The organism is Thalassotalea fusca (genome assembly GCF_053485835.1).
Window position 1 is genome coordinate 46,271 of sequence record NZ_JBQRUN010000009.1, and the last position, 17,924, is coordinate 64,194.

General features: G+C 42.4%; 10 protein-coding genes. All 10 read right to left on the reverse strand.

The window, feature by feature from the left end; translation table 11 throughout:
• Positions 1-37 precede the first annotated feature (37 nt).
• A complete protein-coding gene (locus ACSLUK_RS12555; RefSeq protein WP_448549007.1) occupies positions 38-2,509 on the reverse strand; it encodes a TonB-dependent receptor in 2,472 nt (823 codons plus the stop codon).
• Positions 2,510-2,998: 489 nt separating this feature from the next.
• A complete protein-coding gene (gene tldD, locus ACSLUK_RS12560; RefSeq protein ID WP_448549008.1) occupies positions 2,999-4,438 on the reverse strand; it encodes a metalloprotease TldD in 1,440 nt (479 codons plus the stop codon).
• Positions 4,431-5,285: a carbon-nitrogen hydrolase family protein gene (locus ACSLUK_RS12565; RefSeq protein WP_448549009.1), complete on the reverse strand. Its 855-nt coding sequence runs from the start codon at positions 5,283-5,285 to the stop codon at positions 4,431-4,433. Before ACSLUK_RS12565 ends, tldD begins: the two co-directional genes overlap by 8 nt.
• On the reverse strand, positions 5,278-9,255 hold the full coding sequence (locus tag ACSLUK_RS12570; RefSeq protein ID WP_448549010.1) for a YhdP family protein: 3,978 nt from the start codon (positions 9,253-9,255) through the stop codon (positions 5,278-5,280). Before ACSLUK_RS12570 ends, ACSLUK_RS12565 begins: the two co-directional genes overlap by 8 nt.
• A 65-nt stretch (positions 9,256-9,320) precedes the next feature.
• The gene (rng, locus tag ACSLUK_RS12575) at positions 9,321-10,787 is read right to left on the reverse strand and encodes a ribonuclease G (protein ID WP_448549011.1); all 1,467 of its coding nucleotides are present in this window, start codon (positions 10,785-10,787) and stop codon (positions 9,321-9,323) included.
• 15 nt (positions 10,788-10,802) lie between these two features.
• On the reverse strand, positions 10,803-11,387 hold the full coding sequence (locus ACSLUK_RS12580) for a Maf family protein (RefSeq protein ID WP_448549095.1): 585 nt from the start codon (positions 11,385-11,387) through the stop codon (positions 10,803-10,805).
• A 2-nt stretch (positions 11,388-11,389) separates the two neighbouring features.
• Positions 11,390-11,869, reverse strand: a complete 480-nt coding sequence (mreD, locus tag ACSLUK_RS12585) for a rod shape-determining protein MreD (protein WP_448549012.1) — start codon at positions 11,867-11,869, stop codon at positions 11,390-11,392.
• Between the two features lies 1 nt (position 11,870).
• The gene (gene mreC, locus ACSLUK_RS12590) at positions 11,871-12,725 is read right to left on the reverse strand and encodes a rod shape-determining protein MreC (protein ID WP_448549013.1); all 855 of its coding nucleotides are present in this window, start codon (positions 12,723-12,725) and stop codon (positions 11,871-11,873) included.
• Positions 12,726-12,805: 80 nt separating this feature from the next.
• Positions 12,806-13,846 carry a rod shape-determining protein gene (locus ACSLUK_RS12595; RefSeq protein WP_448549014.1) on the reverse strand — a complete coding sequence of 347 codons (1,041 nt, stop codon included), beginning with the start codon at positions 13,844-13,846 and terminating at the stop codon, positions 12,806-12,808.
• Between the two features lie 321 nt (positions 13,847-14,167).
• A complete protein-coding gene (locus tag ACSLUK_RS12600) occupies positions 14,168-17,749 on the reverse strand; it encodes a DUF6701 domain-containing protein (protein ID WP_448549015.1) in 3,582 nt (1,193 codons plus the stop codon).
• Positions 17,750-17,924: the final 175 nt, after the last annotated feature.

Genomic DNA, 17,924 nt, shown 5'->3' on the forward strand with positions numbered 1-17,924 from the left:
GGTTCCTCTTTTTATTTAAATGTTGAAAACCGTGGAATTAAAAGCTTCCACGTATGCCGACACTAAACCCACGCCCAGGTAACGGTGCAACGTTTTTCAAGAATGACGCATGTACACGTGCTTCTTCGTCCGTCAGGTTTTGCCCTTTGACAAAAAACACCAGATCGTCGCCAATCCCTTCAAGGTAATAGTTAAAATGTGCATCGACAATAGTATAGGCATCGGTAACTGTTTCTGTTTCAGCGATATTATCTTGCTTGAAATAATGCATCACAGACAATTCAGCACCGTATTTATCCGTTTGATAATTCAGTTGACCACCAAATCTCATTGGCGGAATACGTGGTAAGTGGCCGCCGTCGGTAAGCTGAGCATTGATGTAATCACCAAAAATAGTCGTTTGCCACTCATCATTTATCTGATAAAGGAACTGCGCTTCGATACCATACATATCCACATCATCTTGTTGATAGGCAAAAATAGGTAAACCTTCCTCAGCTTCACCATGTTCATCTTCGTGGTCGCCACCATGAGCATGACCATCTTCCATGAAAAATCCAGTATCTTGCTGATAGAAATAGTCTTCAATATGGTTGTAGAACGCACTAACAACGAAACCGAAGTCACCATCAAATTTACGCCATGTTAGGTCAAGATTGTATGATGTCTCAAGATCAATGTCCTTTTCCATATACTCAATGTGCGCATGATCACCATGTGCTTCTACATCGTATAACGCGCCAACTTCATAAGTATTGGTACCTATGTGTGGCCCATTTGAAAATAGTTCAGAAGCAGAAGGTGCACGTTGTGAAAATGACGCTGAAAACCCAATGTTATAGCCTTGCTGATAGTCCCACACAATACCGGCTGATGCACTTATCGGTGTAAAAGACTGTTTAGCAAAGTCTACTTCTTCGTGTTCGTCGTGATCATCTTGGTCCTCTTCGTGATGTTCATCTTGATGAGCATCAATAGTCACACGTTCTGCGCGTACGCCAAGTTGTAGCAGCACGTCATTGAAATGTTTTTCTTCCAGCCACGCAACAGCAATCGATTCAGTTTCCGACGGAGGAGTAAAGGCTTCCTCACCAATCGCTTCAAAATCGCTATTTTTATAATGGAATGTCCACGCACCTTTCCAGCCGTTATATGCCTGATGATACAAATCAAACCTTGCTTCAAGCATGTCATTGCTAAACTGCGTCCCCACTGCACCATTCTCTATTTCTTGATGCTGATAATCCGTATAAGCAATCTTAGACGCAAGTTTGTTGATGAAGGTATCTTCGAAATTTAATTCGCTTAACAACTGATAACGATTTTGTACTAAGTCACCTTTGACTGATTCTGTTTCTTCGCTATGTTCGTCATGCTCGTTTTCATGATCGTCATGTTCGTCTTCATGTTCTTCATCGTGATGACCATGATCGTGACCCGGAATACCGTACTCTCGTTCCATGCGGCCAAACGACATACCAACAAAACCATTATCGAGTAAATAGCTTGTGCCTACCGTAAACCCAGATGATTTGGATGCGCTATTAGCGAGTTTTCCTGAATTTTCTTCGCCATGCTCTTCATGTTCATCATGTTCATCATGTTCATCATGTTCATCATGTTCATCATGCTCATGGTGATCGTCAGCCAATTCAGCAACGCCGGGTATTTTGTAGTCATTTGATTCGCGCATAAAGCCATCAAAATGAAACGCTACGTTGCCCTCGCCTGTATTAATTGCAATTGAGGCTTCATTTTCATCGGCCACATCATTATGCTTCAGCATGAAATCAATTTGATTATCAATCTCAGTTGGCACACGATTATCAACCACGTTTACTACGCCACCTATGGCACCACTTCCGTAAAATAACGTAGCAGGTCCTCTTAGTACTTCTACTTGCTCTGCAGTACTAGTTTCTGACGAAACCACGTGATCAGGGCCAACCCGAGATGCATCGCCAACATCTAAGCCATTTTGAGTAATGAGTACACGAGGTCCATCTAAGCCTCTAATTATCGGGCTGCTCGACGTTGGTCCATAATAATTCGAGTGTACACCGACTTCATTCTTAAGCGTTTCGCCTAACGTGGATGCATGTTTTTGTTTTAGCTCATCTGCTGCAATCACATTGACTGGTAACGCACTTTCAATGGTTGAAGAATGTAGTGGGGTTGCATGAACGTCAATAACTTCCATCACACTAGGAGCAAGCGTAACAGCGATATTACTAACGTCGTCTTGCTGAATTTCAATGTCTACATTTTTGTGACTATATCGTTGTGCCGTCACATGGAGCTCTATTTTACCTTTTGACAAATCTGTAAATAAGAATTGTCCTGACGCGTTGGTAAAAACAACTTTAGTACTGTTTTCAATCGCGACTTTTGCATTTGCAATTGGTTGGCCTGATAAGTCAGTAATAGTACCTGATACTTGCTGCGCATAGCTGATAGCAGAAAACGCAAACGACAATGCACACGCCGCCGTAACTTTGTTAATTTTCATTTTAAGTTTTGTTCCAATAATAATTGATTTAGAGATTATCGAGTGATTTATTGGAAATGCGGAGGGGCTCTTAAAGGAGGGAGAACAACTGAATGAGATAAGCGAGCACTATAAATTTTTGTCGGTTGAATCCCACTAAAAACGACTAACTGTTCGCTTTTAATTTGTAGTGAAGGAGTCTCAACGTCTATGTTATGTTGACACAATTTACAATCAGTAGATTCTAAATGTGAATCAAGCACATCAGCATGCGCGCCATGCGCCACCATTGTCAGTAATGTGCTAACTACAAGTAAAATTGATAACCAAAATTGGTTTTTGTGTGTAATTGGAGTGTATTTCGCCATAACAAACGTGATGTTATAACAAAACATTTGTTGACTCAAGTTGAATTGAACGGAGTCAGAGTCAATAAACGTTAACCTGTGTTTGAATTCAAGTGTGAATTTTCGTTTAGTTGACTCTGACCCTAGATTGATTAATGTCTATTTATTGCGTGCCACCAATCGTCATTTCATCAATTTTCAGCGTTGGTTGACCAACACCTACAGGTACACTTTGACCATCTTTGCCACAAACACCAACACCTGCGTCCAGATTCAAATCATTGCCAACCATGCTTACGTTTTTCATTGCTTCAGGGCCACTGCCAATAAGCGTCGCCCCTTTGATAGGCGATGTGATTTCACCATTTTCGATCAAATAGGCTTCTGAGCTGGTAAAAACAAACTTACCAGACGTTATGTCAACTTGACCGCCCGCAAAGTGCGGTGCATAGATGCCCTTCTTAACCGACTTAATAATGTCTTGAGGATCATGCTCGCCTGCGAGCATATAAGTGTTGGTCATTCGCGGCATTGGCAAGTGTGCATAAGACTCTCGGCGACCGTTGCCCGTAGGTGCAACGCCCATTAGCGAAGCATTATGCTTATCTTGCATATACCCTTTTAAAATACCTTTTTCAATAAGCACATTATATTGGCCAGGCGTACCTTCATCATCGATGCTAATTGAACCTCGACGATTTGCGATGGTGCCATCATCAACGATAGTACAATGTTCTGACGTCACTTGCTGGCCTACTTTGCCAGAAAATGCTGATGAACCTTTACGATTAAAGTCACCTTCTAAGCCATGACCAACAGCCTCATGTAATAAAACACCAGGCCAGCCACTGCCAAGTACCACTGGCAGCAATCCCGCCGGCGACTCAATCGCAACTAAGTTAACCAATGCTTGTCGAACGGCTTCTTTCGCGTATGCCGCATACCTAGGTTGTTGTCCTTCAGCTTCAAAGAAGTAGCTATAATCTGTACGCGCGCCACCACCGGCGCTACCACGTTCACGCTTGCCGTTTTCTTCAACTAAAACAGAGCAATTCAATCTAACCAGTGGTCGAATATCGGTTGCAAAAGTACCATCTGTTGCCGCAACAAGTACTTTTTCATAAACGCCTGATAAACTAACAATTACTTGTTTAACACGTTTATCTGTATCTCTGGCAATCGCCTCTACTTCGTGAAGTAAACTAATTTTCTTTTCTTGTGATAAGCTCGCTAACGGATCAAGCGCCTCATACCTAGCGGTAACATCTTTGGGCGAAAATGCACACACCTTGCCGTGCCCGTCTGCCTGCACGATGCCGCGAGCAGCTTCTGCTGCTTTCGATAATGCCTCCGCACAAATATCATCAGAATAAGCGAAGCCAGTTTTTTCTCCCGAAATGGCGCGTACGCCTACACCGCGCTCAATATTGTATGAACCATCTTTGACTATGCCGTCTTCAAGCATCCAGGATTCATGTGCGCTTGATTGAAAATAAAGATCGGCAAAATCAATATCTCTTTGTCGAATACTCGACAAGGTTTGCTGTAAAAACTCACCATCTAATTGGCTATTCGTTAAGAGCTCTTGCTCGACATTATTCATAAGATTTAAACTTCGTTGTAAATTGATTATGTTCGCCTACCGGCATCGTTTGTTTTACATGTTCCAGTGCTGATATTTCAAAATCAACACTAATGCTACCTACTCCAGTAGCTTGCTGCGCGAGTATTTCTCCCCACGGCGAAACTATCATGCTATGTCCCCATGTTTCTCGACCATTTGCATGAATACCTTCTTGTCCTGCTGCAATCACATACGCTTGATTCTCGATAGCACGTGCGCGAATTAAAGTTTCCCAGTGGGCTTGCCCTGTAACACGAGTAAAGGCTGCTGGTACCGTTATAACGTTTGCACCTTGTGTTGACAGCTGTCGATAAAGCTCAGGAAAACGCAAATCATAACAAATAGATAAGCCAAGTATAACCGGAGACAAGTCGAGGGTAGCAATCTTTTTTCCGGGCCAGGTAAATTTAGATTCACGATAACTTTTCTCGTTATCGTTTACTTCAACGTCAAATAAGTGAATTTTATCGTAACGTTTCAGCAATTTACCTTGAGCTGAGAAAACTAGGCTGCTGTTAGTGAACTTTTGTTCAGCTAATTCTTGTTGTTCAATTGAATGCAACATTGGAATACTGCCCGCTACCAGAATTACCTGATGTTTCTTAGCAAGCGCAGCCAGTTCTTCAACTAGGTACTGATTTTGATAAGTTTGTTGGGCCAATTGCAATTGCTGAGCATCACGTCCCCCAAAAAATAAACAACATTCAGGTAAGACAACGATATGCTGTTCTGCTGTTGGCAATAACGCGATTTGAGCGTCAATTTGCGCAAGATTCTCCGCTACATCGGGTACGGAGCAAAGCTGAATTGCCGATAATTTAACCATCAACACCATCCGGCTCTGACTTAGATGGAGGCTCAATTGGCGTTTCTTTCTTCATCGGGGTTACCTTTCCTTGTGGTTGTGCCTCTTCCTTAACATTTTCAACTATTTGAGGAGGATTTGAGCCACTAACTCGTACATTCTTACTTTTTCTGTCAACCACTTTTAGATTAGGGTTAGCAACATCTCCTGATAGTGTCATGTTATATTCTGACACGACTTTGGACGTTATCACCTCATCAATCGCTACCCCCGCTAAGAAGGTCACCGGGTTAAGCGTTGCAATCCAGGCGAGTACGGGCAAACTTGACGTTAAATTAGGCTTGTAAGACATGTAATAATCTAAAACGCCTTTATTTAAATCCGTGTTGCCTTTTACGGTTAAATCGCCCGCAGTACCTTTTAGGCGCGTATTATTTGTTGATAGCACACCTTGTTCTATCTTCATGTCGCCTTTTATTTCACTATAAAAAAGGCCATCACTAAAAATATCACGAAAGTCTAACGTCAGTTTTCTTACCAAAGACTGTAAACTAAGAATAGAGAAAATACGTAGTCCTTTATCGTCTATATCAGCTAAGTATCCTGCATTCAAAGCAGAAGACACATTACCATCTAGGCTTGCCAATTGATAACGATGTGGACCACCTTGCCATGCCAAATCATATTTCATATCTATGCCACTATCTTTAATGATAGACGCATAGCCTAACGCTTCGATTTCACGACCTATGTTGCCCGATGAAAACTGGCCTTTGAGTGACGTTAATGATTGCTGCTCGTTAAATCGCCAGACACCGTCCACCGTTAACTTGGTTTTCCCTCGTTTCGCAACAAAATTATTTAGTTTAATTTGTTCATTTGAGGCTCTTTCAACCGAGAAATCGACTTCGCCTAGATCCAGTAATCCAAGTTTGCAACTACGACATTTAACTTGCATCGGAGGTAGTTGCGAAAACAGTTGCTCATCGCTTAGCTCAGGCGACTCCTCGCTTGGTGCGATAACGTCAGGTACCGTACTGATTTTACTTTCTGTGCTAGCGATTTCAGTTTCGTCTGGTGGGATATGAATAAAATCAGCGTCAACTGCAACACCTTGTTTAAGCCAATCAGGGAAAAACTTAATTGCTGCGCGGGCTTCTTTGGCATTTACTTGTAACAATTGCCATGCCTGCTCATCAACAACACTATAAGACACATCAGTAAATATTTGCCCTAACACATCTAGCTTGCCGACATTGCCACTAATTCGCTCCGGTGAAGGAAACAATGGTACAGCGTCTTGGTTATTCTCAGTAGCATCGACACTCGTCAGCAAATCATCAACAAACGCATACCACGGCTCAAATTGTGCCTGCTCTAAGTGAGTTGTTATATAAAAACCACTCATAGGCATTAGCATTTGTTCATTCCCTAATACTAAATGCGATTGTTTGAAAGTGATGTTTTCATGGTCGAGCACACCATAAAAGTTCAGTTGTTCCCCTAATACCGCAGTGATAGTGGATTTATCTTCACGGCCAGCCACGCTCACCGATAACGCCATCGTATCGTCTTGGGCTTTATTAAATGGATCAGGTAAATTTAGCTTGGTTGGTCTTAAATCAGAGAGTAAGTCAAAGCTATAGCTAAATTCATTACCTTGGTAAAAATTAAGCGCTAAATCTCCCAGCCAACTCACTTCTCCTTCGGCGTATCGCTTTAACTTTTGTGGTAGTTGCTGGTGCCATAGTGATTCAGCCCATTGTGCCTGCATCTTTATCAATGTCTGATAGTACCTAGATTTTTGTTCAGCGCTCAACGATATTGAGATGGGCAGTCCTCGCCATTTTAGGTGAAGATCTTTTGTTGATAGTTGCTCGTTATTAAAAGAAAGCGCCCCATTGACATCGGTCATCAGCATTTGAGGGGTTTGTAAATTGATGCGATTATCAGTGAAAATCACATTACCTGTAGCAACAGCCTGTTCAACATCATCGAGTGGTAACCTAAGTTGAAAATCTCCCTCGACCTTGCCTTCAACAGCCAGCGCAGATAATGCTTCTCCAACACTGTCAGCAAGTGGGCTGGCATGCATTAAGTTTTTTATGAACTCAGGCGAAGTGGGTGGCAATATCGCATCAATAAGTAACTGTTGCTCGTGAGACAGTTGTGGAATTTTTGCTATCACGCCTTCTACAGCAAGGCCTGACAGCCGTCCTGCTCTACCCGTGATTCGCATTTCATTATTGGTAAAATTCAAATTCGCCGCAAAAGAAGTGATTGCAGGCCATTCACTATCGAATTTAAACTCAGCGTCGATGAGCTCAGCATCAACAACGAACGTACCTTCACCATGACCAAACGGAAACTCATCCAGCGCCCCGTTAAAAATAACATTCGCTTGTTCAATCCGCCCTTTTTGGAGTGCACCATTTAAATAACTCACCAAATCTTCCCCCATCAGTTGGTTGGGGAAAAACTTCTTCGCATTGAAACTTTCTACGCCTTCTGCCAATGCCAATAATGATAACGAAGGTTTGTCATTTTCCGGAATTTTTACCGCTAATTCGCCAGACAAGGAGATATCAGATGATTTAAAAACGAGCTGTTTGACGTCAATAACTTTGTTTTTACCACTAAAATCTGCACGAACGCTGGCATTTAGTTGTTCAAATGGTAAAGGTGCTAAAAACTGTCCACCCAGATCTAATTGCCCCTGCTCACCTGAAATCAACAGCGCCAGTTGATTATCACTGAACACCGCATCAAGATCGATATTACTAATACCCGGAATATCATGATTTTCGTCTATCGATATCCCTTCGCCACGACTAACCACTTGCAGTTGGTTTGCTCTCGATAACACATACGTGTTTAATAACTTGCCTTCAATCGCCATAGCATTTAGAGACGATTGCACCTCTGGCGACTCATAAAATAACGGTATGATTTTCTCTATTCTGTCCAGCTTGATTTGATCAGCAAAAATAAATTGTTCTGAATTGGAACGATACCCCTGTAATGAAAATGTCTGCCAAGGAATATCATTGAGCGATAGCTTAAGCGCCGTAGTGTATAAGCGAGTAACACCTGTTGAATCAACATTTTGTGCCCATATTTGCCCTTGTTCCAGCGAAAGGCTTTGACTCCCATTTGGCGTTTGCCATTCAATATGGTTTTCCCCTAACGCGACTTGAACCTGACTAACCGCACCTTTGTTTAATGTCAGCCATGCGTCAAAATTTATCGACGAATGGGTTTGTTCATTATCTATGGCCAAAACACGATCTAACCACGGTGTAATATTTAACTCATTCGCCTGAAAATACACCGTACCTTGCATATCAGCTAAGTCTTCGCCTTTAAGTCGCATCGACATCTGTAGATTATTTGACGATAAGCCGTCAACAATGACGCTTCCCTGAGCATAGTGAGACAAGCCTTCATTTTTCCAGTTCATTTCATTTACCAGAAAAATGCGCTCCTGCTTCGCTTGGCGGTACGTGATTTCAGTATTCTTAATGGTAAAACGGCTTATCTGCTCTAAGAATAATTCAACAATATTGTCGAGTAATGAAAGGTCTTGCGTTGAATTTTCAGATTGGTGGAGTAACGTCTGGTCAAGAAAAATGGTGACACCATCAAGGGTAAGATCTCGCGTGACAACTTTGCGCATTTGCAATGAGCGCCAAAAATCAATATGAAAATCAATGGCGTTAATTGAAATAACCGCAGCTTCAGAATCAAGCACTGTCACATTGCCAGCAACGAGGGACGGGCCAGAACCTTGCCAGCCCATATTTAACTCGCCTATGACCACTTGGCTATTAAATTGCTGGTTGAGGTAGTCTTGTAAATCCGCGCGATAAGTGTGCGCATAGGGGAGAAATAATCGTAAGCTACTAATGAGCGCAGCAAAAACCACTAGCAAGATTGCAATAATCTTGTAGGTTCTATTCAACCAGCGGTTAGTAACTTTTGAAAACCCCATCTACTCTCACTTACTACTTACATAAAATCTATATAATTATATAGACACTTCAAGTAAGTAATTGCTTACATCATTACAACATCAAACTGCTCTTGATTATACAAGGTTTCAGTTTGAATTTTTATATCTTTACCAATAAATACTTCGAGCTCAGCTAAGTTATGATATTCATCATCAATGAGGAATTCACTCACTGCTTTCGATGCGTAAACGATAAATTTATCTGCATCGTAGGCTCGATTAACGCGCACTATTTCACGCAAGATCTCAAAGCACACCGTTTCGACTGTTTTTAGGTTGCCACGACCTGAACATACCGGACACTCACCACACAAGATATGTTCTAAACTCTCTCGCGTGCGCTTGCGGGTCATTTCCACTAATCCCAATGAAGAAAAACCGCTAATGCTAAACTTCACTTTGTCTTTTAACATTGCCATTTCAAGACTATGCAACACCCGACGCTGGTGATCATCACTAACCATATCAATGAAGTCGACAATGATAATGCCGCCAAGGTTGCGCAAACGAAGTTGTCGGGCAATTGCCTGTGTTGCTTCAATATTCGTATTAAAAATGGTTTCTTCTAAGTTACGATGACCAACAAACGCGCCGGTGTTGATATCAATGGTGGTCATTGCTTCTGTTTGATCAATAATCAGATAACCACCCGACTTTAGCTCTATTTTTCGATGCAAGGCACGTTGAATCTCCGCTTCCACATCAAACAAATCAAAAATAGGCCGCTCGCCCGGGTAGTATTCCAGTCTTGGCGTCAATTCCGGTACGAACTCTTGAGTAAACTCTCCAAGTTGATCAAAGGTAAGTTTGGAGTCGACGCGTATTCGCTCAAGTTCAATGCCAACAAAGTCACGCAATACACGAAAAGCGAGTGACAAATCACGATATAAAGGAAGTTTGACTTGTTTACGTTTTTTACGCTCTTCGACTTTTTGCCAAACACGCTGTAAAAACTCTGCGTCGTGACGTAACTCTTGTTCACCTACACCTTCCGCAGCAGTTCGCACTATAAAACCATGAGATTCATTGCAATAAGGCGTAATTGTTTCTTTTAAACGCTGACGTTCTTTTGGATCTTCAATTCTTTGTGAAATACCTGCATGGCTCGCGTTTGGCATCAGCACCAAATAGCGGGCTGCAACCGTAATATCGGTAGTCAGTCTTGCACCTTTGGTACCGATGGGATCTTTCACGACTTGCACAACAATTTGTTGACCTTCGTGCACTAAACTGCGAATGTCAGGTGCACCTTCAGTGTCGCCATTACCTTCATTGATAATAAGTTTTGAATTGATATCAGAGGCGTGCAAAAAAGCCGCTTTGTCTAAATTGATATCGACAAAAGCCGCTTGCATCCCAGGTAGAACACGAATTACCTTACCGAGATATATATTTCCCACTAAGCCACGCTTGGCCTCACGCTCTACATGTACTTCTTGTAACACCCCATTCTCTATTAACGCTACACGCGTTTCGCTAGGGGTCACATTAATTAATAATTCACCACTCACCAAAGGTCGACTTCCTTACTGTTGTAGCGCTGTAAAAACGCCAAACTCTTGTAAAATTTCACTGGTCTCAAATAAAGGTAAGCCGACTATAGCGGAATAGCTACCATTAATATGTTTCACAAAGTGTCCCGCTATACCTTGGATGCCATAGGCTCCTGCTTTATCGCATGGCTCACCGGTTTGCCAGTAATTAACGATTTCAGCTTCAGTTAACGCTTTGAATGTCACGTCCGCCCGCACCACTCTTGTTAACACTTGTGCACCACAAACTACAGAAACGGCCGTAAAGACCTGATGAGTGGTATCTGACAATAACGACAATTGTCGAATGCAATCCTGCATATCAATCGGTTTACCTAGAATTTCATCACCAACAACGACACAAGTGTCGGCTCCTAATACAATTGTAGTATTCGCATGGTGATTCGCTATGCATTGCGCTTTTTCTATCGACAAACGCGCCACATAATCAATCGCTGGCTCATTGGCTAAGACTGTTTCATCAATATCTGCGCTTTCACAGATAAACTGATATCCTAATTGAGTAAGGTAGTCTCGTCGACGCGGTGATTGCGACGCTAATATAAGCTGTTTTTTCATCATTACTTTATTCTAAAGTGTCGCCTAATTTTGCGAAGTAATAAAAATACCCACGGCCACAAGATTATCGTGGTCATAACGGGATATAAATAACTAGGCAAGAATACGATGTCTGTCATGAATCGCTGAAACCAAAACACCAACAGATGATAAAGTGCCGATAGCACGCCAACTATAAGCGCTTGTTGCCAAAGCGAGAAATTTCTAATTTTCTGATAGTTTCCTGCCACAATATATACTGCTAACGCCATTGCTGCGGCATGCACACCTAATGTTGAACCAAGTAAAACATCAAGTAAAAAACCAACGCACCACGCGCTCCCTACATTAATACGATTAGGCAATGCCATACACCAATATATTAATGCCACCAGCACCCAATCAGGACGAAACACATCGGTAGACATTGGCAAGGGCATAATACTTGCCATTAATGCGACTAGAATGGTGAAAATGAGAATAATGCCGTTATTAGCCAACATATTACAACGCCTCCTTTGGAGAGAATAAATTGGCTTTATGTTCTGGCCACAACAGTAATAAATAACGCAAGCGGTCTATCTGTGCAATTGGCTCACTTTGTACGCGGGCAAATGGACGTGATTCATCTTGGATCACCACGGTAACTTTTGCCACCGGATACCCTTCAGGAAATTTGCCACCTAATCCTGAGGTTACCAATACATCGCCTTCTTCGATATCAGTACTGTGAGGAACAAAGTTATGGGCGAGGCGATCAATTGTTCCAGTGCCATTAGCAACCAAGCGAACACCATTTCGCAATATTCGCACGGGCACAGCTGTAGTCACGTCAGTGATCAATAATACACGGCTAGAAATGGTTCCTACATGTAACACTTGCCCAACTACACCATTTTCATCAACAACAGGTTGGCCTTCATACAAACCATCGTTAGCACCACGGTTAATAACGACTTGATGAGAATAAGGGTCACTATCTACCGATAAAATCTCTGCAACCATTTTCTTACTATCAGCGCGAACCGGCGAAGACAATAATGCTCTTAAGCGAGCATTTTCTCGCTTGACTATATCCAGCTCCAATAGTTGTTCTTTGAGAATGGTTTCATTGGCAGTAAGCTGTTCATTACGTTGCATTAAGTTGCGTCGTGTTGTCAAATTATCAGCTGCCCAATCCAACATGTTTTTCGGGGCAGATGCAAGGTATTGTAGCGGGCTAACCATTGATTGTAAGTAACCTCTGGCCGTATCAAAGCTCGCCATTTTGTGATCTAAGAACATTAACAGGGCCGAAAGAATCAACACGAATATCAGTCGGTTTTGCGGAGATGGGCCATGCTTAAAAATAGGATTCATTGATGTCGCGTAGTTGCTATCGTGTGTTGCACACTATGGAGATATAAAAAGTGGCAACTACGTTGCCACTTTCTGCCAAATTATTCGTAAGCAAACAAGTCGCCGCCGTGCATATCTATCATTTCGAGCGCTTTACCTCCACCACGAGCTACACACGTTAGTGGATCGTCCGCCACAACTACTGGGATACCCGTTTCTTCCATTAGCAAGCGATCAAGGTCTTTAAGCAGCGCACCACCAGTTAATACCATGCCACGCTCTGAAATATCTGATGCTAATTCTGGCGGTGATTGCTCTAGCGCCACCATGATTGCACTTACGATGCCTGTTAGCGGCTCTTGTAATGCTTCAAGTATTTCATTGCTATTCAATGTAAAACTGCGCGGTACACCTTCAGCTAAATTACGACCACGCACTTCGATTTCAATTAGCTCTTCGCCTGGATAGGCTGAACCAATCTCGTGTTTAATGCGTTCAGCAGTAGCTTCACCGATCAAGCTACCAAAATTACGACGTACATAGTTGATAATTGCATCATCAAACTTATCACCACCAATGCGAACCGACGAGGAATAAACCACACCATTTAGTGAAATAATACCAACTTCAGTCGTACCACCACCAATATCAACAACCATTGAGCCTGTTGCTTCTGATACCGGCATACCAGCACCAATCGCTGCTGCCATAGGCTCATCAATTAAATAAACTTCACGTGCGCCTGCACCCAATGCCGACTCACGAATAGCGCGTCGTTCTACTTGTGTAGAACCACATGGTACACAAACTAACACGCGCGGGCTTGGACGTAAGAAGTTATTGCTATGTACTTGTTTAATAAAGTACTGCAGCATTTTCTCTGTGACAAAAAAGTTAGCAATAACGCCGTCTTTCATTGGTCGTATCGCTTCAATGTTACCTGGCGTACGCCCTAACATTTGTTTAGCCGCAGAGCCTACCGCGGCTACGCTTTTCGAACCGCCAGCACGATCTTGACGAATTGCTACTACTGAAGGCTCGTTAAGTACAATGCCCTGGTCTTTTACATATATCAAAGTATTCGCCGTTCCTAGATCTATTGAAAGATCGTTAGAAAACATGCCGCGTAATTTTTTAAACATAAGGTGTATATGTCCTTTAAACGTCAGGTAGGCTACAGAGCCTGAACATAATGAAATTCTTTTTATATGCTGCTAATCATACCCTAGACTCAGCAAGATGTGTTGTTCGTTTTACCAAAAAATGAAAGAAAATTCGCATTTTTTTGTTATTTTTGTGAGAAATGAACAAAACACGGATGGAATCTGGCAGCGAAGCGTATAATTAATTGATGGGAATCTTGTTTTCGCAACTTTTATGACTAAAAATCAACCAAACGATTTCTGTCTGCCAAAGCCTTTGACACTAAATTGACCATAGCAACCACATTGTCATGGTGACTATTAATTGGGATGAATTTCACGCCACGAAATAATACGATCATTACCGCGATAGGTACCAAATTGAAGCTCTGCCGTAGGGTTTTGTGTTGGTGCTTCATCACTATCACTGAGCTCCCAATCAAATTTGAGCCATTCGGGCACTTCGAGTTCCCACGTAAGATTTCCCGTATTGGCGTTGTCGGTAAAAGTTGCATTTGTCTTATCAAATACAAATTTATCAAACTTTCCAGTGGTAAACGGCTGCTCAGACACGGATTGTATTTGGGTACTTGTTCTCGTCAGTTTATTCATACTATCCGTATTATCAGGCACTAATCGGTAATCACCCAATGCTAAGCCTCCGGAGTGAAGATTCCCAGTATCAACACGATTGCCCAATTTAGGTACAAAGCAGCTGTCATCGGTGTTTACCACAAAATTGCCTACCGCATTAAGGTACTCCAACACCAAAGGCGCCGTTAAGTCTGACGTATCAGGGCCATAATTACTCTCAATGCGCAATCGGCCAGTTCTTATTTTGAGGTTATCTAATACAATATCTTCATCATTAAGTTTATATAGTGGTACCAGATCGGCTTCATCGAACGTGTCCAAATTAACGGCTAACCGAATGTTGGCGTCAAATTCATTGAGATAACTTAATGCACTGTGTTGGTAAACAAAATGATCATTTTGATTAAAGGTATAGGTTAAGAAGTCTTCATCGGTTTCTAACTCGAGGCTACTGGATGTCATAGTAGCGGTTACCGCCACTTTTTGAGTTAAAGAGCCTTTTTGAAGTTGTTGGTCATCCGTGGTGGGTACAATAATCTCGTAGGTGGAGATCTTGTTCAGGCCCGCGTAAACGTAATTTTTGATCTTGTATGGGCTAGGATCATTAGGGCCACTGTTCACGCCATACGGCGTGATGGTATAAATGGGCAGTAAATCATATTTGATGGCACCGTCTGTCGTTACCGTACCGTCAACGTTAAGCGTATATTGACCACTATATGCCCAATTTTGCTCGCAAGTCCCTAACTCTTTGTGCTGGGCGACAATACTGCCTTCGTCACCAGACTCTATTGATTGCCACAAACTATCTGGATAAAAGCGGCCGACGTACTCCACTTGCCCCGTTAAATTGCCCTCGCCAAAATAGTCCTTATCTGACAGCTCTGCGTTCAATTCGATAATGCCAACTTCGTTCCAACGTAAGGTTAAGTCCCCTGATGAGCCGTTTGTCATACTAATCGCCGATGCCGCATCACCCGATAATATTCCCACTTCAGCATCGGAATACGTAGTAGGATCAGGTGTCACTAGTTGATGCGTTAAGTTAAGAGTTTCACCTGCTATCTCATTACCAAAGTTAGGCGTTATGGGGTTATCGCTCAGGTCATCATCGTTATCTTGTGTCCAAGCAACAGCGGTAATCGTCGCAGCAAAATCTTCTCCTGCCTTTTTAAACGTTACTACGCCCGCAGGATCCTCCTCGAAATCCTCCTTTGTCGCAGTGTTATTTGGTACATCAATAAACAAGCCATAAGGTTTCACGACAAAACTATTACTAGTGCCTCTCATATACTCATTGCTAGGCTCGCCAGTGTCGGGATCAGGTAAATTATAACGCGCGTTTAATTGCATTTGCCCTGCATCCGGATAATTCAACGTAAATGTCGCAGATGAAGACTGACTATCACCAAAATCTAAGCTGACATTGGTGTAACTAACCGCGGCCGCGTTGTTGACCGTTGCTATCGGATTATCACTACCATTATTAATGTTTACCTGATGACCGTTACACTGCAACGGATTTTCACACACAGCACCGAGTTGGATCGTATTGTTTCCTATTAATTTTCCTTGGCATTGTCCTGTTTGAGCATTAGTTTCAACCGCAGTAATCGTGATGTTTGATGAAGGTTTATTGGAGGTTTGCGTTGAAATATTGCTGAAAACAAAGCCAGTGTCAGCAAAGGCTATATTACAGCTGCCGGCGTTGTTGTCATTACAAACATAGCCGGCATTGGCATCAGGGTTATCATTGGCAATCGACAAAGTAACATTTTCGGCATGTATATAATTAAAGCTGACATTCGTGCTACCGGTAAATGCAACAGACTTAGTCACTGTGTCACCCGCTCCACTGGCAATAAAATCCAAGGTAACATGCTCAGCACTTAGCGTGCACGTGCCATCAAAGCTGTTACTACACGCTTTTATCGTCACGCTTTCCGCATCACAGGTTAAGCCGCTGCCATCGTGAATAATTTGGTAATGATTAAGCGGGCAATTGCCAGGTGGATTGGCAGCCAAAGCGGTTATTTCATCTTGTGTAAGCTCGCCGGAGTAGATTCGAAAATCGTCAAGCTCTCCTTTGAAATGTTGACTTCCCAAAGCCCAGGTACTTGCACCTATCGATAGCACCGTTGATGTTTCGGCGGTAAGTGATTCAGTTCCACTATTTTCCAACACACCGTTTTTATAGATTGCCCAATTGCCACTATTAACATTGGTCACAAATACTAAGTGTACCCAAGTGTCTATTTCAGTTAACAGATTAACACCGCGCATGTTGGTGTTTTGACCCGCTAAGTTACCATCCCAAATTAACGTACCATCATTTAACCAGCGCACTTCCCAACCATTGCTAAAACCAAAGATTCGCTGTTGAGTGGCAGGTAACTGCGGCACCTTTACCCAAAAGCTCGCGGCACCTATGGTCGGTGGCGAAAACGCAGGAGTTTGCACAAAATGGTATCGCGTATCATCAAAATCAAGCGTGTAACCCGATGCTTCACACGTCCATGTTGGATCGTTACCATCTATGCCCGCAGAATTACCTAGAGTGCCATGTCGCCCATTGCCACTACTGTCTGAGGCGGTTTGGCCTGCTCCTTCATTAAAATTGTAGTGTAATTCCAGTACAGCAGGATTAGAGCCACCTGCGCCGCACATGCCGTCAAAATCGGCGTTATTGATAAAATCAGGATCATAGGTTTCGCTAAATGAGTTACCTAAATCGACACTGTCACCAGTTACAGCCCCTAAGATAACAGCACTTTTATCGACACTAATGTCATCTACCGCGTACATGGCACCAGTAAAACGAAAATCTTTGTCTGCCGAAATATCGTCGTAACTAACGAATATAAGATAACCACCGGCATCATTTATTCTGGCATTTTTAGCAAACGTCGCATTTTGTACAAAAATTCTGACCGTGCCTGCGCCAACAACAGCGAGTGTACTGTCTTTCTCAAAATGAAGATCATTTATCCAATAATCACCAGCGACGAACTGTGCGGTAGACCCCTTTTCCATAAATAGGCTATCGATTCGGTACTCCGCATCTGACTGCGTAAAGAAAACGCTTCCATTTTTAGATACATATATATCGTCGTAATTGCCTGCCGCAACGGCTAGATTTCCGCCCGCTATGTCGCCATCTACCCCCGAAGAAAACTTGTAACTGGGTAATATCAATTGATCGCCGTAATTAGTCGAAACATCAGGAAACACGTCTAAGCAGTCTGCTGCCCAAGACAGCAAAGGAAGAGAAAAAATCAGTAAGACTATTAGACGAAAAAGGTAATGCATTACATCTTAACCAAAAGATACACTGTAACCTTAATATACTGTAAAAACGCTACTAACGTCTAATCGAAACAAGATGTTATGAATAAAAGAAGTGAGAAAAAGAAAAACCCTGCATCCTTCAGGGTATAATTTTCATGAAACGAAACTGACTTTAAATTAGTTTTAGTTATTTGTG

Bases quoted from the DNA above. Each gene is read 5' to 3' on its own strand.
- ACSLUK_RS12555 (WP_448549007.1), bottom strand. From the start codon at position 2,509: ATGAAAATTAACAAAGTTACGGCGGCGTGTGCATTGTCGTTTGCGTTT.
- tldD (WP_448549008.1), bottom strand. From the start codon at position 4,438: ATGAATAATGTCGAGCAAGAGCTCTTAACGAATAGCCAATTAGATGGT.
- ACSLUK_RS12565 (WP_448549009.1), bottom strand. From the start codon at position 5,285: ATGGTTAAATTATCGGCAATTCAGCTTTGCTCCGTACCCGATGTAGCG.
- ACSLUK_RS12570 (WP_448549010.1), bottom strand. From the start codon at position 9,255: ATGGGGTTTTCAAAAGTTACTAACCGCTGGTTGAATAGAACCTACAAG.
- ACSLUK_RS12580 (WP_448549095.1), bottom strand. From the start codon at position 11,387: ATGAAAAAACAGCTTATATTAGCGTCGCAATCACCGCGTCGACGAGAC.
- mreD (WP_448549012.1), bottom strand. From the start codon at position 11,869: ATGTTGGCTAATAACGGCATTATTCTCATTTTCACCATTCTAGTCGCA.
- mreC (WP_448549013.1), bottom strand. From the start codon at position 12,725: ATGAATCCTATTTTTAAGCATGGCCCATCTCCGCAAAACCGACTGATA.
- ACSLUK_RS12595 (WP_448549014.1), bottom strand. From the start codon at position 13,846: ATGTTTAAAAAATTACGCGGCATGTTTTCTAACGATCTTTCAATAGAT.
- ACSLUK_RS12600 (WP_448549015.1), bottom strand. From the start codon at position 17,749: ATGCATTACCTTTTTCGTCTAATAGTCTTACTGATTTTTTCTCTTCCT.